This window comes from Rhizobium ruizarguesonis (genome assembly GCF_012349115.1).
Taxonomy (GTDB): domain Bacteria; phylum Pseudomonadota; class Alphaproteobacteria; order Rhizobiales; family Rhizobiaceae; genus Rhizobium; species Rhizobium ruizarguesonis.
This window is the reverse complement of sequence record NZ_PQIG01000067.1, coordinates 227,038-249,436: the sequence shown is the minus strand read 5'-3', so window position 1 is coordinate 249,436 and position 22,399 is coordinate 227,038. Positions and strand designations below refer to the sequence as shown.

Annotated in this window: 22 protein-coding genes; 12 read left to right on the top strand and 10 right to left on the bottom strand. The window is 59.7% G+C overall.

Features of this window, described 5'->3' with window-relative positions; genetic code table 11:
- Nucleotides 1-2 precede the first annotated feature (2 nt).
- The 7 genes from C3Y91_RS10365 (at nucleotide 3) to C3Y91_RS10335 (ending at nucleotide 8,357) form a co-directional block, all read left to right on the top strand.
- On the top strand, nucleotides 3-1,874 hold the full coding sequence (locus C3Y91_RS10365) for a GMC oxidoreductase (RefSeq protein ID WP_027688159.1): 1,872 nt from the start codon (nucleotides 3-5) through the stop codon (nucleotides 1,872-1,874).
- A 100-nt stretch (nucleotides 1,875-1,974) separates the two neighbouring features.
- Nucleotides 1,975-3,093, top strand: a complete 1,119-nt coding sequence (locus C3Y91_RS10360; protein WP_024322054.1) for a ferritin-like domain-containing protein — start codon at nucleotides 1,975-1,977, stop codon at nucleotides 3,091-3,093.
- Nucleotides 3,090-3,572 carry a hypothetical protein gene (locus C3Y91_RS10355; protein WP_024322053.1) on the top strand — a complete coding sequence of 161 codons (483 nt, stop codon included), beginning with the start codon at nucleotides 3,090-3,092 and terminating at the stop codon, nucleotides 3,570-3,572. Before C3Y91_RS10360 ends, C3Y91_RS10355 begins: the two co-directional genes overlap by 4 nt.
- 44 nt (nucleotides 3,573-3,616) lie before the next feature.
- The gene (gene iolE, locus C3Y91_RS10350; RefSeq protein WP_024322052.1) at nucleotides 3,617-4,555 is read left to right on the top strand and encodes a myo-inosose-2 dehydratase; all 939 of its coding nucleotides are present in this window, start codon (nucleotides 3,617-3,619) and stop codon (nucleotides 4,553-4,555) included.
- Between the two features lie 128 nt (nucleotides 4,556-4,683).
- Nucleotides 4,684-5,712 (top strand): sugar phosphate isomerase/epimerase family protein, encoded by a 1,029-nt coding sequence (locus C3Y91_RS10345; RefSeq protein WP_029768183.1) that lies wholly within the window; start codon nucleotides 4,684-4,686, stop codon nucleotides 5,710-5,712.
- A 128-nt stretch (nucleotides 5,713-5,840) separates the two neighbouring features.
- The gene (locus C3Y91_RS10340) at nucleotides 5,841-6,665 is read left to right on the top strand and encodes an MBL fold metallo-hydrolase (RefSeq protein WP_024322050.1); all 825 of its coding nucleotides are present in this window, start codon (nucleotides 5,841-5,843) and stop codon (nucleotides 6,663-6,665) included.
- 36 nt (nucleotides 6,666-6,701) lie between these two features.
- On the top strand, nucleotides 6,702-8,357 hold the full coding sequence (locus tag C3Y91_RS10335) for an alpha-keto acid decarboxylase family protein (protein ID WP_168575283.1): 1,656 nt from the start codon (nucleotides 6,702-6,704) through the stop codon (nucleotides 8,355-8,357).
- Between the two features lie 251 nt (nucleotides 8,358-8,608).
- On the opposite strand, the gene C3Y91_RS10330 is transcribed toward C3Y91_RS10335, so the two are convergent.
- The 9 genes from C3Y91_RS10330 to C3Y91_RS10290 all read right to left on the bottom strand — a co-directional run bounded on the left by C3Y91_RS10330 (nucleotide 8,609) and on the right by C3Y91_RS10290 (nucleotide 17,217).
- Entirely contained in the window at nucleotides 8,609-9,961 is a 1,353-nt protein-coding gene (locus C3Y91_RS10330; RefSeq protein ID WP_024322048.1) for an NAD(P)/FAD-dependent oxidoreductase, read from the bottom strand.
- A gap of 1 nt (nucleotide 9,962) precedes the next feature.
- Nucleotides 9,963-10,850 (bottom strand): dihydrodipicolinate synthase family protein, encoded by an 888-nt coding sequence (locus C3Y91_RS10325; RefSeq protein ID WP_024322047.1) that lies wholly within the window; start codon nucleotides 10,848-10,850, stop codon nucleotides 9,963-9,965.
- 48 nt (nucleotides 10,851-10,898) lie between these two features.
- Nucleotides 10,899-11,606, bottom strand: a complete 708-nt coding sequence (locus tag C3Y91_RS10320) for a GntR family transcriptional regulator (RefSeq protein WP_024322046.1) — start codon at nucleotides 11,604-11,606, stop codon at nucleotides 10,899-10,901.
- Nucleotides 11,607-11,817: 211 nt separating this feature from the next.
- Nucleotides 11,818-12,852, bottom strand: a complete 1,035-nt coding sequence (locus C3Y91_RS10315) for an L-idonate 5-dehydrogenase (protein ID WP_075226036.1) — start codon at nucleotides 12,850-12,852, stop codon at nucleotides 11,818-11,820.
- A gap of 10 nt (nucleotides 12,853-12,862) precedes the next feature.
- The gene (locus tag C3Y91_RS10310; RefSeq protein ID WP_024322044.1) at nucleotides 12,863-14,269 is read right to left on the bottom strand and encodes a TRAP transporter large permease; all 1,407 of its coding nucleotides are present in this window, start codon (nucleotides 14,267-14,269) and stop codon (nucleotides 12,863-12,865) included.
- 4 nt (nucleotides 14,270-14,273) lie between these two features.
- Nucleotides 14,274-14,846: a TRAP transporter small permease gene (locus tag C3Y91_RS10305; RefSeq protein ID WP_018068277.1), complete on the bottom strand. Its 573-nt coding sequence runs from the start codon at nucleotides 14,844-14,846 to the stop codon at nucleotides 14,274-14,276.
- A 117-nt stretch (nucleotides 14,847-14,963) separates the two neighbouring features.
- Entirely contained in the window at nucleotides 14,964-15,938 is a 975-nt protein-coding gene (locus tag C3Y91_RS10300) for a sialic acid TRAP transporter substrate-binding protein SiaP (RefSeq protein WP_168575282.1), read from the bottom strand.
- 23 nt (nucleotides 15,939-15,961) lie between these two features.
- The gene (locus C3Y91_RS10295; protein WP_024322043.1) at nucleotides 15,962-16,720 is read right to left on the bottom strand and encodes a FadR/GntR family transcriptional regulator; all 759 of its coding nucleotides are present in this window, start codon (nucleotides 16,718-16,720) and stop codon (nucleotides 15,962-15,964) included.
- Nucleotides 16,721-16,911: 191 nt separating this feature from the next.
- Nucleotides 16,912-17,217 (bottom strand): hypothetical protein, encoded by a 306-nt coding sequence (locus tag C3Y91_RS10290; RefSeq protein ID WP_024322042.1) that lies wholly within the window; start codon nucleotides 17,215-17,217, stop codon nucleotides 16,912-16,914.
- Nucleotides 17,218-17,483: 266 nt separating this feature from the next.
- On the opposite strand from C3Y91_RS10290, the gene C3Y91_RS10285 reads away from it, so the two are divergent.
- Genes C3Y91_RS10285 through C3Y91_RS10275 form a run of 3 tightly spaced genes read left to right on the top strand, consistent with a single transcriptional unit; the run spans nucleotide 17,484 to nucleotide 18,839 of the window.
- Nucleotides 17,484-17,867 carry a nuclear transport factor 2 family protein gene (locus C3Y91_RS10285; protein WP_029768180.1) on the top strand — a complete coding sequence of 128 codons (384 nt, stop codon included), beginning with the start codon at nucleotides 17,484-17,486 and terminating at the stop codon, nucleotides 17,865-17,867.
- An 8-nt stretch (nucleotides 17,868-17,875) separates the two neighbouring features.
- On the top strand, nucleotides 17,876-18,073 hold the full coding sequence (locus tag C3Y91_RS10280; protein WP_024322040.1) for a hypothetical protein: 198 nt from the start codon (nucleotides 17,876-17,878) through the stop codon (nucleotides 18,071-18,073).
- 58 nt (nucleotides 18,074-18,131) lie between these two features.
- Nucleotides 18,132-18,839 carry a helix-turn-helix transcriptional regulator gene (locus tag C3Y91_RS10275; protein WP_130663269.1) on the top strand — a complete coding sequence of 236 codons (708 nt, stop codon included), beginning with the start codon at nucleotides 18,132-18,134 and terminating at the stop codon, nucleotides 18,837-18,839.
- Nucleotides 18,840-18,878: 39 nt separating this feature from the next.
- Here the strand turns inward: C3Y91_RS10275 and C3Y91_RS10270 are convergent, their stop codons facing one another.
- Nucleotides 18,879-19,583, bottom strand: coding sequence for a transcriptional regulator NanR (locus C3Y91_RS10270; protein WP_020047408.1), 705 nt, complete (start codon nucleotides 19,581-19,583; stop codon nucleotides 18,879-18,881).
- A 178-nt stretch (nucleotides 19,584-19,761) separates the two neighbouring features.
- Here C3Y91_RS10270 and oiaX point away from each other — a divergent pair, with 178 nt between their 5' ends.
- Nucleotides 19,762-21,018 (top strand): 3-oxo-isoapionate-4-phosphate decarboxylase OiaX, encoded by a 1,257-nt coding sequence (gene oiaX / locus C3Y91_RS10265; RefSeq protein WP_032989289.1) that lies wholly within the window; start codon nucleotides 19,762-19,764, stop codon nucleotides 21,016-21,018.
- 5 nt (nucleotides 21,019-21,023) lie between these two features.
- On the top strand, nucleotides 21,024-22,361 hold the full coding sequence (locus C3Y91_RS10260) for a four-carbon acid sugar kinase family protein (RefSeq protein ID WP_029768176.1): 1,338 nt from the start codon (nucleotides 21,024-21,026) through the stop codon (nucleotides 22,359-22,361).
- Nucleotides 22,362-22,399 lie beyond the last annotated feature (38 nt).

Here is a 22,399-nt window from a genome sequence, read left to right as displayed (position 1 = left end):
AAGTGCTTTTTCCCCTCGAATCCGCGATAAAAGCCGATGCCGAAACCGTCGCAGCGTCTGACGACTACGATATCGTGATCGTCGGCAGCGGCATTTCCGGAGCAATCATTGCCAAGCAGGCTGCGGAGGCGGGCAAGCGTGTCCTTATCGTTGAAGCTGGAACCGGTGCCAACAGCACGTTGGCAGGCTATGACGATCTGCTGACGACTTTCTATTCGGCAGCCTCCAAGGACAACCAGTCGCCCTTTCCGCTGAATGCGAACGCGGCCATGCCCCGCAGCCCGCAGCTTCGCAAGCTGCAGGCGGGGGAGACCGATAGCTCGACCTATATCGTTCAATCCGGCCCTTATGTCAGCGATACGACATATACCCGTATTTTCGGCGGAACGACCATGCACTGGGAGGCGAAAACGCCCCGCCTGCTTCGCTCGGATTTCAAGACGCGCACCATTTTCGGCCAAGGGTTGGACTGGCCGCTGAGCTTTGAGGAAATCGAGGATGATTACCGCCTGGCCGAGCGGGAAATCGGCGTATCGGCCAATGTCGAAGATCAGCAATATCTGGGGCAGACCTTCCCGGGCGACTATGTCTTTCCCATGCGCGGCCTGCCGCTTTCCTATCTGGATCAGCAGGTCAACAAGGGCATCGAAGGCACCAGTGTCGAACTTTACGACAAGACCTATCCCCTGAAGGTCAGGCCCTATCCGCAGGGGCGCAACAGCATACCAAACCCGGCCTATGACGGTGGGAAGGGCTACCGTCCCATCGGCGCCGTCGATACGCATCAGGTCGAAGAGGGCGGTCGCTGCCAGGGCAACACCAATTGCGTACCGCTCTGTCCCGTGCAAGCGCGCTACCACTCCGGCAAAACGCTTGCCAAGGCGTTCGCGGTAAACGGAAAAAGGGGCGAGCGGCTTGTCGAACTGTTGCCGCAGGCGGTCGCATCGAAGGTCAACATCGATCCGGATAGCGGGAAAGTCCGCTCTCTCGAGGTCAAGATTTACAAGGACCCGGCCTCACCGGCCCACGAGACCATCACCGTGAAGGGCAAGGTTTTCGTGCTTGCGGCAGGCGCCATCGAAACGGCGCGTCTTATGCTGGCCTCCGGCCTGCGCAGCACCAGCGGTCTTGTCGGGCGCAATCTGATGGACCACGCCTATCTGCTGAACTGGGCGCTGATGCCGGAAATCTGCGGCACGATGCGCGGAACCAGTTCGACGGGCGGTATCGTGGACCTGCGGGACGGCCCTTTCCGGGAAAGGCAGGCCGCCTTCGCCATCGATATCCATAACGACGGCTGGGGTTGGGCCACGGGTGCGCCGACCACCGACCTTCTCGAACTGGTGGATGATCGCAACCTATACGGGGCGGATCTTCGGCGCGGCATGATCGACCAGGTTTCGCGGCAGTTGCTGCTGGCATTCATGATCGAGGTCATGCCCGTCGAAAGCAACCGCATCGCGGTGGATCCGCAATATACCGATGCTCTGGGCAACATGCGGCCCATCCTGTCCTTCACGGTTCCGGAATATACCATGAAGGGTGCCGCCTATGGCCGCCAGTTTGCGCGCACCGTCTTTACGCGTCTGGGCGCGCAGGATCATACCCATTACGACCCCAGCGATTTCGGCTATGTGGCCTATGAGGGGCAAGGCTATGCGATCCGCGGCGGCAATCATCTGGCCGGCACCCACATCATGGGAACGACGAAGACCAATTCCGTCGTGGACAAGAACCAGCGCAGCTGGGACCACGAAAACCTCTATCTGGTGGGCGGCGGCAGCATGCCGACGATCGGCACGGCCAATGTCACCTTGACGCTGGCCGCCATGTGCTTCCGAAGCGGCCGCGACATTCTGAAGTCTCTGCATTGAACGAAGACCGGCATCCGCTGCGCGGAACGAACCGATTGGCTCGATGCAAGCGACACGAAGCCGACCTGTGCACCCAACTTATCTTTCATGGAGCCTGAGCATGGATTCCTCCAGTATTAAGACGCTCGATGAGCTGAAAGAGTTTCTCTACCGGGCGATGCAGCTCGAACATGCGACGATTCCGCCGTATCTGACGGCGCTTTACTCGATCAAGCCCGGCGTCAACCAGGATGCGACCCAGGTTCTGCGCGTGATCGTCGTGGAAGAAATGCTGCATCTGACCATCGCGGCCAATATTCTCAATGCCATCGGCGGCACACCGGATCTTGTCAGGCCGGACTTCGTAGCCCGCTATCCCGCCGCCCTGCCGGACGGTGAGACCGATTTCAAGGTCAGCATCCAGGCTTTCGGCCGTGAGGCGCTGGCGACTTTCCTGAAAATCGAGCGTCCGGCCCAGCGTCCTGAACACCTCGTCGGCAAGGGCCTGATACATCGCAAAACTCCCCCTGATATCACCGCGCTTGCCAGCGATCCGAGGCATGAGGACCTCCATTTCTTCAGTATCGGCGAGTTCTACTCGACCATCGCGGAAGGCATCAAATACCTGGAGGCCGAAGCGCATGGGGCGGGCACAACCATCTTTACCGGCGACAGGTCGCGCCAGATCACCTCGGAATATTATTACTCCGGCGGCGGCGAGCTGTTTCCGGTAACCGATCTGAAAAGCGCCTTGGAAGCCATCGATCTGATCATCGAACAGGGCGAGGGCGACGGTGGCGGTATCTACGACGATGACGACCACGAACTGGCCCATTACTACCGTTTCGAGGAACTGGTCAAAGGCCGCTACTACCAGAAGGGCGACCAGCCCGGCCACCCCTCAGGTCCGCAGTTGCAGGTCGATTGGGAAGGCGCCTATCCGATAAAAGAGAACCTGAAAGTGGGGGACATATGCGAAGGCTCGGAACTGCGTGAGGCGGCGATCGCCTTCAACACGCGCTACGGCGGATTTCTCCAGCTTTTGACGCGTGCCTATAACGGCCAGCCGAACTTGCTGCTGGAAGCCGTTCCGATGATGTTCGAATTCCGCAACATGATCCTCGAACTCATCCGCAATCCCCTGCCGAGGCATCCCGACAAGAACGGCAGCCCCACCTATGAGATCCCCGGCAATATCAAACAGCCAGCCGTCACCCGGCAGGCGGAGGCGAACGCATGAGCCGCCGTTTCGAGGCATTTCTGAGTCTCTCCGTCGAATTGACGGCCTTCTCCCACTTCGATCTTCTGGGAACGGGCCTGGCGGAACGCTATCTCGCCACGCTCGACAAGGTGGTCGGCAGCGAGATCGCCGACGCGCTGCTGGCCGCCTTCGCCGCCCTGCCACCGCCCGAAGGTGAGGCCCGTATCCAGGCGGTGCGCACGACCATTCTGGGCAATGAATTGCTGGGAGACGTGGCCCGCGCGCTGATCAAGCTCTGGTATTCCGGCACCTGGTTCGAGCTGTCCTCCGCCTGGACGGAGCGCTTTGGCCCCAGGCCTGCGAATATCACCTTCGTCGTTTCTCCCGATGCTTATGTCGAGGGTTTGCTCTGGAAGGCGATCGGAGCCCACCCCGCAGGCGCCAAGGGTCCGGGTTTCGGCTCCTGGGCCTTTCCACCGAAAATTCCGGCTTTTCCGGCTCTCGATTCCAAAACCTGACCTGACGCCACTTCCGTTTGTCTTCAAAGAACTGGATCATTGCCATGACGACATATCTGCATCGACTGACGCCCGCCAAGGTCTGGCTCGGTGTCATCCCCACGCTCTGGTGGAATGACGATTTCATCAACATCGACATCGGCATCCCCTACGAGCAGGCTCTGAGTGAAATGGCGCTCGCCGGCTATGTCGGATGTGGCGTCGGCCATAAGTATCCGACGGACCCGAAAATATTGCGGCCTGTCCTCGAACTCAGGGGATTGCGGATTTCCGAGCCTTGGGTGAGCACTTACTTCACCATCAAGGCGATGAATCGTCATACGCTCGAAAACGTCGATGCTCAGCTCGACTTCCTCGAAGCCATGGAAGGCGGCAGCGACGATCCGCGCAGGGCTGATCTGGTCGTCTCCGAGTTTGGCGGAGCGGTCAATCCGCTTCCGGTCGCCCTGTTTCCGAATTGCCCCGATTTCTCCGAGGAACAGTGGAAACACCTGATCGAAGGCTTGCATGCGGCGGGAGAGAAAGCCAAGGCCCGTAACCGCCGGCTCTGCTATCACCCGCATCTCGGAACCGGGGTGATGAAGACGGAAGAGATCCACCGGCTCATGGACGAGACGGATCCTGGCCTGGTCAACATGCTTCTCGATACCGCGCACCAGGCGGCTGCCGGTGTCGATCCGCTGGCGCTGGCCAGAAAATACGCCCACCGCATCAAGCATGTTCACCTGAAGGACTTTCGCGCCGAGGTGGTCAGGGACATTCACACCGGAGGATTGTCCTTCCAGCAAGGTATCGAGGCGGGGATCTTCACCGTCCCGGGTGACGGCTCCATAGAGACCTTTCCGGAAATCCTCGATGCTTTGGCCGAGGCGGATTTCGCCGGTTGGATCTGCGTCGAAGCAGAGCAGGACCCGGCCAAGGCCAATCCGCTGCAATACGCGAAAATGGGCCGCGAATATCTGCGCAAGCTGCTCGGATGGTAGCCCCGGCGCGGGCTGTTTGTTCAGCCCGATGGCGATGTGGAGGGGGCCGGGAGGGATCTCGCCTCGTGACAATGCCGGGCGAGACATCATCCTGAACCACGCATGACTGGATAGTGACAGCTGGAGCGATGAAGATGGAAGAGGCACGCAGACGGGATATATATTTCAGCTTCTTTATGTTTACAGCGGATTTGAGGCCGAATGACGCGGGCTATACCCAGGTTCTCGTCAGGCATCTGAAAGCTCTTACCGAGATCGGCTACACCGGCTTCGATGTGCATATCGCCCCAGGACCGGCCCATGTCGGTCATCACACCGAGGTCGAAAGCTATATCAGCCTCAAGAGGGCGTTCGATCAGGCGGGCTTCCGGGATGTGAAGTTCACAACCAATGTGGGGACCACGCGAACCTTCGATCCGACCTCGCCCTACGAGGAACAGCGCAAGCAGGCGTTGTCCTATCTCAAATCCCGCGTCGACATCACCTCGGTGCTGGGCGGGGAGAATACGATCATGTCAGGGCCGTTCCTGTACCCCTACGGTATCTTTCCGCTGACGGATGACGGTGAAGGAATCTGGAGCGACGCGCTTCAGGATTGGATGAAGCCACGATACGCGGCGGCGGCCTCCATCTTCCGGGAACTGGCGCAATATTCTACAGAGAAGAGTGTGAAGCTCGCCATCGAACCCGTCAAGAATTGGGAAACGCCCGGGCCGACCATGGTCTCCGAAGCGCTGGATTTTCTCGAAAGCGCCGACATTGCGGTCTGTGGCGTCACGATCGATACAGCCCAGGTCGTGATGGAAAGCCAGGGCCCGGCAATCTTCAAGAAAAATGTCGCCCGAGCCATACAGCAGAGCCGACTGAATTACGTTCATATCTCAGCGCCGGACCGGGGCGCTGTTAGAGATAGCTGGATTCCCTGGGAGATTATGCTGGACGAAATCGAGCCGGTCTATTCCGGCCCCTATCTCGTTGAAGTCTTTAATGCGATTCCACCCTTCGAGAGCTCGATGAGAATGACGCGCAGACGCTTCTGGCGGCCCGGTGAGGACGCGCCGGAGGCGGGAGTCGACAGCGCCTACGAGGTTGCGCGCGCCGCCCTAGAGACATTGGAGGAAAAGATCGCGTCCCACGGCCGTCGATCTCATCCGTGATGGCGCTCGGGCGCACATGCTGGAAACAACCCGGGAATGCTGGCCAGGAATGTTGGGGAGCCCTCATCTCCGCCGTGCCCGGGTGAACGTCAAACCTCAGCAAACGACCTTCAATCAGGGAGATACCTATGGTCACGCAATTGCCGGATCCCATTAAAATCGTCAGGCGAGCAGGCGATGTCCGTATTCATACTTTCATTTCAGCTTTCACGGATGACAACATCGCCAATGCAACGCACATAATCGAAAGCAGGAACAAGCTTGTTCTTGTCGATGGCCAATTCCTCGTTCCCTATGCGCTGCAATTCAGGGAATATGCCAACAGTATCGGCAAGGAGATCGACCGGATTTACCTGTCGCACAGGCACCCCGACCACTGGTTTGGCCTGGGAGCCGCATTCAGCGACATTCCGATTTATGCATTGCCGGAAACGAAAGAGTTCCTGAAGCAGCACGGGCAAGATTCCCTGAATGACCATTGGAAAATGGGCAATCTCGCTCCGAAGAGCCTGATAATTCCCGAAAAAACTGTCCGCGCCGGCGCGGAAGTCATCGACGGAGTCAAATACGTCTTTGATGAAGTCGTTGATACGGAGATCGATTTTCTCCTCACCATAGGTCTTCCGGACGTGGGCGTTTTTATTGCGCAAGACCTGATCTACAGCGGAACGCACCTTTATCTGACGAAATACATGGAGCATTGGATTGGGATTTTGCAGGGTATGCTGCTGTCCGACTACGACCTGTTCCTTCCCGGCCACGGCTTTCCGGCCGACAAAAACGAGGTTGCCAAAAATATAGAGTATTTGTCCGTTGCCATGGAGGCCGCCGGCAACGGACTCACCAATGATGCTTTCAAGCGCTTCCTGCTGGAAAGATTTCCCGAACGAAAATGCCCCGGCATATTCGACATATACATACCGCGCTTATTCGATAACGCGAGCGAGTTTTAATACGTCAATTGTCGTCAACAGGGGAGCCGTTGGAACATGGGCGAGACATACACGGTTGGACAATATCTGGTCGACAGACTTCGCGAACTGGCCCTGGGACACCTGTTTTCCGTAGCGGGCGATTATTCGATCGAATGGGTGAACAGTTATGTCGAGAAAAGCGGTATTCAGGTCATCGAGGAGGTGAATGAACTGAATGCCGGTTATGCGGCTGACGGCTATGCGAGACTGAAAGGCATTGGTGCGCTTTGCGTTACTTATTCCGCAGGCTCGCTTTGTGCAACAAATGCGATCGCCGGATCTTACGTCGAGAAAGTGCCGGTCGTTCTGATCAACGGTGCGCCAAGCATCAAGAAAACGCTCACATTCGAACAAACCGGCTACAGTGCGCATCACTTCATCAGCGGGCGGGAAACGGATCTTCAGGTGTTCGAATATATAACGGCCGCTGCCGTCCGCATCGATAGCCCTCATCTTGCGCCAATGCTCATAGATTATGCGCTGACGCAGTGCATCACCGAAAGACGTCCAGTCTATATCGAGTTGCTGGAGGATATGGTGGACCTGGAATGCACGCGCCCGTCGAATGCTTTAAAAGCGGCGCCGGACATATCCGACGAGGACAGTCTCAATCAGTCGATCGCGCAAATCAGCGAAAGATTGCAAAATGCCACCAAACCCCTGATCTGGATCGGTGTCGAGATCGACCGGTTTGGCCTTCACGACCAGGCGGAGCGGCTCATTCGAGCCCTCAAGATTCCCTACGTGACCGAGCTTTTGAGCAAGGCCATCCTATCGGAAGACGATGTCCAATTTGCCGGGGTATTTGATGGCGAATCGTCGTCACCCTATGTCCAGTCGTTGGTCAAAGAATCCGACTTCGTATTGGCGCTGGGCGTCTGGTTGACTGATATCAATGATTTGGGCTGGCCTATCGATCTCGATAAAACCGCATTCGCCTCCTGGGATACAGTGAAATATGGCACGATCTTCAACGCAGAGGTTTCGCTGGCGGACCTCGTCAACGGCTTGATTGACAAAAGGCTGACGTGCAAGGCCCAAAGTCTTCCGGCGAAAACAGCCCGGCAAGCGCCGGCCGTGAATCCGGCAGGCGAAATTACCTATCAGGGCTTCTACCATTTCATTCAGCAGCAGATCGACGGAAATACTATCGTTGGTGCCGACGCGAGTTTGAATTATTTCGGGAGCTTGCTTCTTGAAGTGGGTGCTCGCCGCGGTTTCATCGTACAATCATCCTATTCGGCGATCGGTTATATCGGTCCCGCCGCGACCGGGGTTTCGCTGGCGAAGCAAGATAAACAGAGGCTACTGGTCTTTGCGGGGGATGGCGGGTTTCAGATGACCGCTCAATGCCTCTCGACACAAACCCGCTTCAATCTCAACCCGATCATCTTCGTGATGGACAACGGCATCTATGGCGTGGAGCAATGGCTTGCCGATGCATCGGTTTTCCATGGTAACAAGCCGTTTTACAATTCATGCATCCTGCACCGATGGAATTACAGCAAGTTGGCAGAGGTCTTTGGCTGCCAAGGCTGGAAAGTGGACACCTATGGCGAACTCGAGGAAGCCATAAATGGCGCGAAAGAAAACCTGAACAGTCCGTCCATCATCCAGGTCGTCGTGCCTCAGCGGTCGATCCCCGATAATGCGAACTGGAAAGCAAACTAGAATGGCCGATGCCGCAGAAATTCTGGGGCTTCAGTCCTTGCTGGACCGCTACCCAACACCGCGGTTCTTATAGCCTCAGCCCAGCGCTGACACCATCACAGTAGGTTCAGGGAAGCGTCGCTGGCCAACACAGCTCCACTCTGCCGCTATAGCGTTTATTTATAGCGAACCGATCGATTCGGCATTGCCGGAACGGCTCACCGTCCGGCAGGACGAACCGCCGGGTGATACAATGGTGATGTCGTCCCTCGTCACTCGGATCCTGCACTCCACTCGCGATAGGCGAGGTGGATCTTTGCTCCGATCGTCGTGAAAGGCTGCGGCGGCAATGCCGTCGGGGCAGCCAGGCGCGCGTAGACGCGGCCGAGTTCGGAATCATGTCCGAGCGTCAGCTCCGCAGCCGCGATCCCTGATGCCGTCGAGTTCGATGCTCCAAGGCCGTTGCAGCCGCATGCCGCGAATACGCCACGCTCGATCTCACCGAATGCCGGCACATGATTGCGTGTGAGCGCCATCGCACCGGCCCAGCGATACTGCATCCCGACGCCGCTAAGGGTGGGAAAGCGTTTGGAGAACTTGCCGTCGTGGAGGCGGCCGGCTCGCTGGATCGCGGCGTCGCTGACTGCGATGCTCGGATTATAGCTGTAGCGGGAGCGCACCAGGATTCGGTCGCCGGTGCCGGTGCCGGTGCTGATGCGGCGGACGGTCGTTCCCATCGGCAGGGCGGGAGTGGCGGCCCACTTCCGTTCTCCACTGAGGCACGAGGGGTCGAACGCCTCGGTGAGGGAGGCGTAGGTGAAGACGTGAAGCAGGCGTCCACGGAAGAAGCCGAAGCTCTCCGCATGTCCATTGTTTGCCATGATGATCTTCGCCGCCTGCACCGAACCCTGCGGCGTCTTGACGAGCCAGCCCGTACCGAGGCGTTCGAACGAGAGCGCCGGCGTCCGCTCGTAAAGGGTGACCGGCTTCTTCAGGCAGTCGGCGACCCCGCGAATGTAGGCGGCGGGCTGCACGATGACCGTACCGGGCGTGAACAGACCGGAGGTGTAGACCGGCGATCCCGTGACCGCTCCGATCTCCCTGGTCCTCAGGAGCCGATGGTCTTCGCCCATTTTCGAGAGCTGCTGCGCATAGTCCTCGAGGTGCTTGTCGCCTTCCGCGCTGATGGCGACGCTGTATCGACCACAGGGATCGAACACGTTCTTCTCCCAACCGTTTTCGGTCGCCATCTCGGTCGCCAGAGCAATAGCCGAGCGCTGTATGAGCACGGACTGTCTGAACCTGGCCGCCGACTCTCCGCTGAAACCATCGGACGAGACCTCGTGCGGCAGGTCGATGATGAAGCCCGAATTCGCGCCCGCCGGCCCCTCGCCGACAATACCCGCTTCCAGCACGGCGACCCGCGCGGTTGGGTCCAGGCGTGAGATGCGCCGGGCCGCGGAAAGCCCTGCGAAACCGCCGCCTATGATTGCGACATCCGCAATGACCGAACCGTTCAGCGTGGACTGTGGCGTGCGCGGCGCAAGCGTGGCCACCCAGCCCGAAACGCCTGCGCGTTTCGGAAGCCTGGATGCAACGAAGACGTTCCTTGCGGCCTGGGTCACGTCAGATTGCTTCCCGCTCCATGAGCGTTTCGAGCGCGCGCCGGACGGCCGGAAGCTTTTCTGGGGCAAGCCCGCGCAGCGGCTTTCGTGGAACGCCGGCGCCGTAGCCCACCAGATCTGCCGCCGCATAGACGGACTGCACGTAGTCGCCTTCCCAGATCAGCCCCATCGACGGCTCCAAGATTTTCCAAAGGGCGCGAACCTCGTCCCACTTGTGCTCAGCGGCGGCCTCGACGAGGGCGACGCAGGTTCTCGGAGCGAAGTTCGCCCCACCCCAGATCAGGCCGTTGCATCCGGCATAGAGCGCGTAGGGAACGAGAGGGTCAGCGCCATTCATGACGAAACGGCCGGTGCGGATAAGTGCTGCCTGCTTTCCAAGATCGCCGCTGCTGTCCTTGACGGCACAAAAGCCGGGGATTTCGCTCAGCTTGTCGAGAAGTTCGGTCGTGACGGCGACGCCGACCGCTTGGGGAACGTTGTAGCCAATCACCGGAAGACCGGCCGTCGCAACCTCGCTGTAGAAATCGACGATGCCTTGGTCGTCGGTCGGTCCCTCGAAGAAGGGCGGAAGAACCATGACGCCTTCGGCGCCAGCGTCGCGCGCGCGGATAGTACGCTCGATGACGTCTTCCACGAGGAGAGCGGAGGTCTGCGCAATCACCTTTGCCCGTCCGTTGACGATCCGCGCTCCGCGCCGGATCAACTCCTCGGATTCCTCCTTGGAAAGGTAGACGTGCATGCCGGTGCCGGAGCTGAATAGGAAGCTCTTGACGCCTGCTGCGAGGTAGCGCTCGACATTGTGTTCGAGCCTGCCGTAGTCGATGCGTCCGGCATGGTCGAACGGCGTCGTAATGGCAAGATTCAGGCCTGGAAACTGGAAGTTAGACATTCGTTTTGTGTCTCGCGTTAGGCTGCCGAAGGGTCAAGCCAAATGGTCCTAGAGGGTCGGGGTCTCTAGGCCCTCTGGGGCCGCGTACATGGCCATGTTTCGTCGTGAAAGCTCGAGGTGAAGCCGCGCCAGTTCTCCGGCTGCGTCGGGATCGCGTTTCCCGATCGCTTCGATCATCTCGTCATGTTGTTGCGTGGCGAGTTCGAGCTCTTCCTGCATGCGAGGCGTGTTCGGGTGCTTGTAGAAGACCTTGCCGATGCGCGCATGGTCGATCTGCAGTCGCCGCAGGCTCGGAACGAGATAGACGTTGTGTGCCATCTCGCCGATCTGGCGGTGGAACTGGTCGTTGTAGAAGACGCGCCCCTCGACGTCGCAATTGTCGACGGCCTTTCGAAACGACTGCTGCATCTGCTTGAGCAGGTCGAGCTGCCCGCGCGTTCCATTCTCGGCCGCCAGCTTGTTGGCGGTGATGTAGATCATCGGTGCAAGAAGGAAGAAGTCATGCAAGGACTGGTAACTCATCGAACTGACGCGCGCCGCCCGGTTGGCTTCCAGCTCGATATAGCCTTCGCCAGCCATCTGCCGCATCAACTCGCGAACCGGCGGGCGGGATAGCCCGAACTCCTCGCTCAGCGCCACTTCGTCCAACACCGCACCCGGCGCCAGCTCCATCGTCAGGATGCGTCTGCGGAGCGTCAGGCTCAGATTCACTTTGCGATCGGGGTTGCCGATCTCGGAGATAATGTCATCGTCCATCTCATAATCCTTTTGAAAGACATTATGTAGACATAAGATAGGCGTCAAGAATTTCCTGAGATCCGGAATCGAATCCGCTCGCCTCAGCGATAGGGCAGTGTCGGGTCAGGGGAAGGTTGCTGCCTTCGTGGTGAAGCGAATGCTGCGTCGGCCTAGCGGCCTTCGATGCTCATCGCCCGACCGAGCACAGGTGTGAGTTCCGCGACGCGCTTTAAAAGGTCAGTTGCACCTTGCAGGCCGCCGTACGGTCGCCCGCGAGGGTGAAGGCTGCGGTGGCTTCTTCGAGCGGCAGGCTGTGGCTGATGATCGGCCGCACATCGATCTTGCGGCTGGAGATCAGCTCGACGGCGGTACCGAACTCCTCATGGAAGCGCTGCGTTCCGTGGAGCTGAAGCTCCTTGCCGACGATGGCGTTGAGAGGGATCGAGACGTCTCCCGTGACGCCGACCTGCACGATCGTTCCGCGCGGCCTGATGGCGGCAATCGCGCCGCGGATGGCCGGAGCGGCGGCCGAGCATTCGAAAACGAGATCGAAATAGCCCTTTCCCGCCTCGTATTCCGCAAGCGCCGGGGCATCTTTGGAAACATTGATCGTGCGGCTGGCGCCTATCGCTTTGGCCCTGTCCAGAGCCGCATCCGCGAGATCGGTCACCACGATCTCGCTTGCGCCGTGATAGGAGGCGACGGCGACCATCAGGTCGCCGATCGGGCCGGCTCCGGTGACCAGCACGCGTTTGCCTGTGATATCTCCTGCGCGCGATGCCGCGTGCAGGCAGACGGAGAGCGGCTCACTGCAGGCCGCTTCTGCAGCAGTTGTCGCAACTCCGACTGCAAAGCATTGCTTGGCCGGCACCACCAGCCATTCCCGGAACATGCCCTGCTCATGCGGCAGGCGCATCGCACTGCCCATGAAGCGCATGTCCAGGCAGTGGATCGGCATGTTTTTCTGGCAATATTCGCAATGCCCGCAGGGTTGGCTGGGACTGACCGCCACCAGCGTACCGGTCTTCAGGTCGACCCCCTCGCCCGCTTGGCTCACCGTCCCCGAGGCCTCGTGGCCGGGTATGATCGGCTCGCGAACCCGGACTGGGCCGAAACCGCCGTCCTGATAATAATGCAGGTCGGAGCCGCAAATCCCTGCGGCTGCCATTTTGAGAAGCACCTCGCCGGGACCAGGGGCCGCAACCGCGGCGGTCTCGATCCTGAGATCGCCCTTTTGGTAAAGCCGTGCCACACGTGTCCGCATCGTGTCCATCCTATCTCAACAGTCCAAGCTGCTGCGGCAGCCACAGCGATATGGCGGGCACGAAGGTGATCAGGATCAGCGCCAGGAAGAGCGGCACCAGCCAGGGCAGGATCGCCATGGTCGTGCGTTCGACGGAGAGTTTCGCGACCCTCGACAGCACGAAAAGCACCATGCCGAGCGGCGGGTGCAACAGGCCGATCATCAGGTTCAGCGTCATGATGAGGCCGAACTGGACCGGATCGATCCCGAATTTCAGGACGATCGGCAGAAGGATCGGCACGAGGATGGTAATGGCTGCGATCGTATCCAGGAAGCAGCCGACGAAGAGCATCAGCAGGTTCACGAGGATCAGGAAAACCCATTTATTGTCGGTGATCGACAGGATCGCATCGGAGAGCAATTGGGCCGCCTGGCTCACCGTCAGCAGCCAGGCAAAGACCGATGCCGCGGTGACGATGAAGAGAACGGATGCCGTCGTCTCGATCGTATCGAAACTTGCCTTGGCGAGCGTCGAGGGCGTCATCGTGCGGTAACGCACCAGACCGAGGAACAGGGACCAGAGGACGGCTGCGACGGCGGCCTCCGTCGGCGTGAACCAGCCCATCGTCATGCCGCCGATGAGGATGACAGGCGTCATCAGCGCCATGACGGCGGAGAAGCGGAAATACCAGTCGAGGGCAAGAAGCAGGGCAAGGGCAATGCCCGCCGCAACATTCATCGATACGCCCGCCTGCATCAGCAGATAGATGGCCAGCGGCACTGCCAAGACGACGACGATTTCCATCCCCGCCGACAGCAGCTGCCTCACATCGAACGGCGCATCGGAGCCCCAGCGCTTCCAATAGGCAAAGGCGGCGACGGTTATCATCATCAGGAGCGTCATGACAATGCCGGGCAGGATGCCCGCCATGAAAAGAGCGCCGATCGATACGTTCGCCATCATGCCGTAGATCACGAAAGGCAGCGACGGCGGGAAGATCGGGCCGAGCGTTGCCGAAGCCGCCGTCACGCCGACCGCGGCCTCGACCGGATAGCCGTGATCTTTCATCGCCTTGATCTCGATCGTGCCGATACCCGCTGCGTCGGCGAGCGCTGTGCCCGACATGCCGGAGAAGATCACTGAACCGATGATGTTGACTTGCGCGAGACCGCCCTTCATCCAGCCGACAAGAGCGACGGCAAAGGAATAGATGCGGCCGGTGACACCGGCTGAGTTCATCAGGTTGCCCGCGAGGATGAAGAAGGGCACGGCGAGCAGCGGGAAGCTTTCGACGCCGGCGATCATGCGCTGGGCGACGATGATGTCGGGCGCGACGCCATAAAGGACGATGTAAAGCACGGATGCGACGGCCATAGAGATGGCAACGGGCACCCCGACCAGCATCAGCACCAGAAACGAGCCAAGAAGCAGCAGCATCGGATCAATCCTCGACGGTCTGGAATTCTTCGGGGCGCTCCAGAACGGAGTAGCCGCGGCGCATGTTGGCGATGAAGACGACGATCGCGCGGATCAGCATCAACACGAAGGCGATGAGAACGCTGTAGAAGACGATGTTGCGCGGCAGATCGATGGTGACCATCTGCTCGTCCGCCACGATGTCGACGTAACGCCACATCAGATGGCAGCCATAGGCGAAGAAGCCGATGCGGACGATATCGACGAAAGTGGCGAGCACGCGTGCCAGGCCTGCTGGCATATAGTGATAGAACACGTCCACCTGGATATGCCGCGACGTGCGCACGCACATGACGGAACCGAGAAAGACGACACCGATCAGACAATTGATCGCGATCTCCTCGGTCCATGCGTAGCTGTCGTTCAGCACATAGCGCGTGAAGAACTGCAGGAACACGCAACCGGCCATCAGCCAGAAGACGAGCAGCGTGATCCAGTCCTCGATGGCATAGTCCGAGACGTTTGCGGTCGGCGCGTGCCCTTCGAACTCGTGACCGATTTCTTCGGCCGTGATTTGCGTATGAATTTCTTGCGACATGATCGGCCCTGTTCCAGATCGGAATGAAGGAGCGCGGCGTCTGCAGCAACCAAAGTGTTACAGCGTCCTTGCGCGTCTGAAAGACGCGCGGCGCTGTAAGGCGCCGCGCCGCGTAGTTTACTGGATCGCGCGGATTGCTTCCCAATCGGCCTTCTCGTAACCGAAATCCTCGAACTTGACCTTTTCCATCACGGTCTTTTCGAAATCGGCTTTGTCGACCTCGGTGACATTCAGGCCCTTTTCCTTGAAGGTCGCGATGAGGTTATTTTCCTTGCCGGCGATCGTCTTGCTGGTGCGCTCGGCCGCCTCCTGCATAACCTCGCCGAAGATCTTCTTGTCCTCGTCGGAAAGGCTCGCCCACCGCGTCTTCGAGATCACGGTGTTGAGGTGATCGACGATGTGGCCGGTGAGGATGATGTTCTTCTGGACTTCGTAGAACTTCTTCGCCTCGATTGTCGTCAGCGGATTTTCCTGTGCCTCGACCGTGCCGTTCTGCAAGGCGAGATAGACCTCGGCAAAGGCGATCGGCGTGGTGTTGGCGCCGCAGGCGCGCGGCATGGCGAGATAGGCCGGAACGTCAGGCACCCGGATCTTCAAGCCCTGCATATCGGCGCATTTGGCAATCGGCTTGTTTGATGTCGTATGGCGCGTGCCGTAATAGCTGACGGCGGCGATGTGGTTGCCGGTCTTGTCTTCATAGCCTTTGGCAAGACGCTTGAAGACATCGCTCTTGGTGTAGGCGATCAAGTGATCGGGACCGCGGAAGATATAGGGGAAGTAAGTCACGCCGATCGGCTTGTAGTCGCGTGCCGCGAAGCTCGATCCCGAGATGATGATGTCGACGGTCCCGAGCTTGAGGCCCTGGTTGATGTCGGCTTCCTTGCCGAGCTGCGATGCCGGATAGACCTCGATCTTGTAGCGCCCATCGGTGCGCTTGTTGATCTCTTCCGCGGCCCAGACAGAATCCGTGTGGAAGGGCTCTGACGTTTCATAGACATGCGCCCATTTCAGCACTGTCTGGGCATGCACGATCGCGCTGCTCGCCATGATCGCGGCTGCAGTGCAAAGTATCGTTGCCAGTCTGCTTTTCATTGCTCTCTCCTCCCGAGCTTGGGTTAAGTCTTGGCAGTTCCTTTCGGCGGCCGCTTGTTGCGTCCGCGCTCCTCTTCCCCCGAGAACTCCTCCCCGAAGCTCTCGGAGAACCTCTTCTGCGACATTGTGAGATGGGCGCGCATGGCCGCCTTGGCGCCAGCGGCATCGCCGGCAGCGATCGCGTCGCGAATGGCCCGATGCTCGTCCAGGGCGCTGCGCCATGTCGTAGGCCCCTCGAAGTGGCTGGCGAGCCTTGCGAAATAAGGGGTCATGCGCATGTCGAACATCTCACCCGTGACACGGATCAATGTCGCATTCCCGACGATGGCGGCAATGCCGGTGTGGAAGGCGCGATCGGCATCGAGCACTGCGATTGCATCGTTGACCACGCCACCCATACGCGTCAGAGCTTCATCGAGCAGAGCGATATCGTCCGGTTTGGCGCGACCGGCAGCTTCTTCGGCGATGGCGCATTCGATAATGGCGCGCGCCTGCAGCAGCTCGAACGGCCCCTCCACCGGCTCGCGCTCGGCCCCGGTGACGGTCGCAGCATGCTGGCGCACCACATAGATGCCGGATCCCATGCGGATGTTGACGAGGCCCTCGACCTCAAGGACGATCAGCGCCTCGCGGACGGTCGGGCGTGAAACCGACAGTTGCTCCGCCAGGTCGCGCTCGGCCGGCAGCCGCTGGCCAACGGCAAGCTCGCCGCTGGCGATCATCAAGCGAATCTGATCCGCGACCTGCCGATAAAGGCGGCGTGATTCAACAGGCGAAAACATCGTGGGCCTCCCTAGGCGAGCTTCTCCTCAAGCGCGCAGCTGGTCAACTGGCCTGACCAATTAGCACGTGAATAGCATTACTGGAGTTGTGCGTCAATCCGCCGCATAAACTCAGAAGGAGAGTTCAAGCCATAGGCCGAAGCCCGGCGCAAAGAACCCCGCCGAAGCGGGGTTCTTTGCGAAGAAGGCGATCAATTGTTATGCGCTGCGCAGGCCTCATCCATCGGCGTGGCGTTGCTTGTGCCGCCTTGCGTTTGAAGATTGCTGGAGTTGTTGACCGGGTTGGGGCACTTGGTCCTGCCTGTCTTCATCGTGCCGCCGGTCGTGGAGTTTGTCGTGGTGGTGTCGGTTCCCATCGGTGTTTTGACCTTCGCGCCACCCTGATCGACGTGGTTCTTGTCGATCGTGGCCCCGGCCGGCGCCGGATTGGATTGGGCGAAAGCAGACGTGGCCATGCCGATAGCGAGCACCGAAGCTGCTACGAGTTTCATACGCATCTGACGTCCTCCTTAGGATCTTTGCGTGATCATTCAGAACCTCGCCAACGCGTCATTGTTCCCTAGCTGCTGCTTACAAATGCGCGAAACGCGGCAGCAAACGCCACCAGCGGCGATCTGAGTGTCGGGCACACCAGCAGCTTTATGGTTTTACACGTTTTAATAGCAAAATATCTAGAAAACAATCAAATGGCGCTTAATGCTGACATATCGTGTCACTAACCCTCGGTAAGACCATTTCGGCCAAACATCACCAACGAAAGGACATGATCATGGCTGAACACACCGGACGCGCGACAGCAATTGCCTGCACCTATATCGAAGCGATCTCCAGCAAAGACATCGACACTATTCTTGAAATCTCGGCCGAGGACGTCGTCTGCTCGTCGCCGATCGGCAAACTGAGCGGCACGCAGGCATTTCGCGGCTTCCACGAAGGCTTTGCGCGCATGATCAAAAGCGTGAACATTCTCGCTGTCTACGGCGATGATGATCAGGCCGTCATCGTCTATGAAGTCGAAACCCATCCTGTTCCGCGCGCCTTGACCGTCGAGCTCATCACGGTCAACGGCGGGAAGATCGCATCCACCGACGTGATCTACGACTCCGCGCCGTTCGCCGAGTACATGGCGACGGTCAAGCCGCACTGAACTTAGCGATGGTCGACCGCAGGCTGAAGCCAATCATCTGCACCGCTCGGACCGACATCCTGGACGGGCTTGCCCGTGCCGCAGACGAGGGTAGGCTGAAGCTTCCGGTTTCCGAAATCGTACCGTTGAGCGATGGAATAGGGACGCTGACGGCTCTGGAACATGGCCGCAAGAGCAACGGAAAGGTCCTGGTCCGTGTGAATTGAGACCGATACTCCGGAGCCCCTTCGGCAGCACCGGCAGAAGCTGTGCTAAGATATAGTCATGTCCCAAAGCCAGAGATTGTTCGAAATTCTCCAGATTCTCCGCCGCCATCGCCAAGCGGTCTCCGGGAACTATCTCGCGCAAGAAACGGGCGTTTCCCTGCGGACGATCTACCGGGACATCTCGTTGCTGCAATCCATCGGCGCTGAGATCGAAGGGGAGCCCGGTTTCGGCTATGTGCTGAAGCCGGGTTTCATACTGCCGCCTCTCATGTTCTCGGAAGCGGAAATCAAGGCGATCACACTGGGCGTGCAATGGGTCACCCGTCAGACGGACGAGGATCTACGCGCGGCGGCTCAGGACGCCCTTGCCAAGATCGAAGCCGTGCTCCCGTCGGAACTCCGTCATGGATTGACCGACAATGATTTCCATATCGGCCTCCCCTCGCTGCCGGCACCCGCAATCAGCCTCAAGATCCTGCGTCAGGCCATGCAGCAACAGATGAAGCTGCGGATCATCTATAGAGATGCCGGAGATGCCGACAGCCACCGCATCATATGGCCGATTGCGGTCGCCTTCTTCGATTCCAGGCGGATCATCGCCGGGTGGTGCGAACTGCGACGGGATTTCCGGATGTTTCGCGCCGACCGTATCCTCGATGCCGCACTCCTGGCCGATCGCTATCCCGGAAAGAGGCGGGAATTGGTCAAGCAATGGCGGGCGCAGGCGCAAGAAGCACGCGACGCGGTGGCACAGGAGACCAGCTAATTCAGCGTCGGCCAGCGGCGATCGCCGAGTTCGTGTTAATTACTTCGCGTAAAGCGCTCGCGACCGCTCGAGATGCTTGAGGAGTGCTGTTTCAGAGCCATCCACGTCGTTTGCTTCAAGGCGATCGACGATTTCGTCGTGTTCGGCGAGCGTGAATTTTTCCTTGCCGGTCCAGATCAGCATCTCGGTGTGATATTCCTTCAGCCAGGCAAGCATTGCTTCGCTGACGGCGACGTAGATCGGGTTGCCTGATATCTGCGCGATGCGGGTGTGGAATTCCATGTCCGCGTCGATAAACTCTTCGGCCCGCCCAAGCGACATTCGCTGGCGTTCGATAATGTTCCTGAGATCGGCGATATCATTTGCGGAGGCCCGCTGCGCGGCCTCTCGCGCCATGCCCCGCTCGAAGAAGATGCGGGCGCTCTTGAGGTATTCCAACGAGTCCGACGATTGCGACAGCATGATCTTGGCGGTGAGATCGACCTGGCGGAATATCGATTTTGCCGTCAGCCGGAGAACCTTCGCCCGCTCACCGTGCGAAATGCTGACCAGACCCTTGTTGGCAAGGGACTGCATGGCCTCCCTGATCGCCGGCCGGCCGACGCCGAAGCGTTCCATCAGCACGCGCTCGGAGGGCATTTCGTCGCCGGGCTGAAGCTCGCCCGAGGTGATCATTCGCTCAAGTCGATCAAACACTTCGTCAGAGAGTTTCCGGCGGACGATTTGTTCGAGGGGCTGGGTCATCACATCTCGCTGGCTCAAAATGTTTCCTCCTAACAGTTTTCCGGGTCGAGAACAAAGCTGTCAGCGAAAATTTGCGGATCCGAAGATTCTACTTTTCATAAGTTGGAATACTCATTATACCAGATCATGAGTTGACGCCATGGCAATCTGCCGGGCGAGAGGAGCAACCGTCCGTTCCATGATGATTACCCTGACCTATCGTATCGAAACGCCCGGCAGCGTCGAGGCGATGGCGGAAAAGATCGCGAGCGACCAGTCGACCGGCACCTTCGTGCCCGTCCCGGGCGAAACCGAAGAGCTGAAGTCGCGTGTCGCCGCCCGCGTGCTGGCGATCCGCTCACTCGAAGATGCGCGCCATCCAACCTGGCCCGAGGTCGCCCCCGGCACACTGCTCAATCGTGCCGATGTCGACATCGCCTTTCCGCTGGACGCGATCGGCACCGACCTTTCGGCATTGATGACCATTGCGATCGGCGGCGTCTATTCCATCAAGGGCATGACCGGCATCCGCATCGTCGACATGACGCTGCCCGACGCCTTCGGGAGCGCGCATCCGGGACCGCAATTCGGCATTCCTGGAAGCCGCCGCCTCACCGGCGTCGAAGGTCGCCCCATCATCGGAACGATCGTCAAGCCGGCGCTTGGCCTCAGGCCGCACGAAACGGCGGAACTCGTCGGCGAGCTGATCTCATCCGGCGTCGACTTCATCAAGGATGACGAAAAACTGATGAGCCCGGCCTATTCGCCGCTCAAGGACCGCGTTGCGGCGATCATGCCGCGCATTCTCGATCACGAGCAGAAGACCGGCAAGAAGGTCATGTATGCCTTCGGCATCTCGCATGCCGACCCCGACGAGATGATGCGCAACCACGACACCGTCGCCAAGGCCGGCGGCAACTGCGCTGTCGTCAATATCAACTCGATCGGCTTCGGCGGCATGAGCTTTCTGCGCAAGCGCTCCAATCTGGTGCTGCACGCGCATCGAAACGGTTGGGACGTGCTGACGCGCGGCCCCGGCGCCGGCATGGATTTCAAGGTCTACCAGCAATTCTGGCGGCTGCTGGGCGTCGACCAATTCCAGATCAACGGTATCAGGGTCAAGTATTGGGAGCCGGACGACAGCTTCGTCTCGTCCTTCAAGGCCGTGAGCACGCCGCTGTTTAATGCCTCCGATTGCCCGCTTCCGGTTGCCGGTTCGGGCCAGTGGGGAGGACAGGCGTCCGAGACCTATCAACGGACCGGTCGCACCGTCGATCTTCTCTATCTCTGCGGCGGAGGCATCGTCAGTCATCCCAGCGGCCCGGCGGCCGGGGTTCGGGCCGTGCAGCAGGCCTGGCAGGCCGCGGTCGCGGACATCCCGTTGGAGACCTACGCGAAAGATCATCCGGAGCTCGCCGCTTCGATTGCAAAGTTCAGCGACGGCAAGGGCGCGTGATCGCGATGGATGAACCTCTCGTCAGCTATTACGGGGACGACTTCACCGGCTCCACCGATGTCATGGAGGCTCTGGCCTCGAACGGTGTCTCGACCGTGCTCTTCCTCGACGTTCCAACGCCGGAACTGCTCGCGCGCTTCAGGGATTGCCGGGCAATCGGCATTGCCGGGACAAGCCGTAGCGAGACGCCCGCATGGATGGGAGAGCACCTTACGCGCGCTTTCGAATGGCTGAATTCGCTCGGCGCTGATATCTGCCACTACAAGGTCTGCTCGACCTTCGATTCCAGTCCCGAGATCGGCAATATCGGCAAGGCGATCGAAATCGGCCGCACGGTGTTCGGGCAATCCATCGTGCCCGTCATCGTCGGCGCGCCGCAATTGAAGCGCTACACGGCTTTCGGCAACCTCTTTGCCGCTTACCAGGGCCGGGTCTTTCGCATCGATCGCCATCCCGTCATGAGCCGCCATCCGGTCACCCCGATGGACGAGGCGGACCTTGCGATCCACTTGTCGAAGCAGACCCGGCTTCCCGTCCTGGTCGCCGATCTTGTCGCCATCACCGCGACGGACGCCGATGCGCGGATCGACGAACTGGCGTCGGCTTCAGAAGGGATCCTGCTCATCGATGTCGACTCCGAGGCGACGCAGGAGGTTGCCGGTCGGCAGCTGCTTCGTGTCACTGGCCGCTCCGGAAGTTTTGTCGCCGGCTCCTCGGGTGTCGAATATGCCCTGCTTAGCGCATGGCGGCGGAGCGGTTTCATCGGCAACAGCGGCGCCGAGTTTCCTGATATCGGCCCGGTCGACCGCCTCGCCGTCGTGTCAGGCAGCGTATCGCCGACGACCGAGCGCCAGATCCGAACGGCTGTCGAGAGCGGCTTCGAGAGTATCGCGCTCGATCCGCTTGCACTGGTCTCGGAGAATGGCGAACAGACGGTGGATGCAGCGGTTGAGGCAGGCACCCAGAAGCTCAGGCAAGGCAAGAGCGTCATTCTCTACACCGCGCTTGGTCCGTCTGCCGACCGCGGCGCCGACATCGACAGGCTTCCGGGCGCTCGTCACCGGCTCGGCAGCGCGCTCGGCACGATCTTGCGCCGCCTGATCGAGAACGAAGGGCTTTCACGTGCCGTCGTCGCCGGCGGCGACACATCAAGTCATGCGCTCAGGCAGTTGAAGATCGACGCGCTGACGACGCTTCTTCCGCTGCCGCAGACGCCTGGTTCTCCGCTTTGCCTTGCGCATGGCGACTATCAGCCGACCAACGGCCTGCAGATCGCGCTCAAAGGCGGCCAGGTCGGGACGGACGGCTATTTCGTCCAGATCCGTGAGGGAAGGAAGCGCTGATGGTTTCCTTCGGCATCGGCCGAAACGTGCGATGCAGA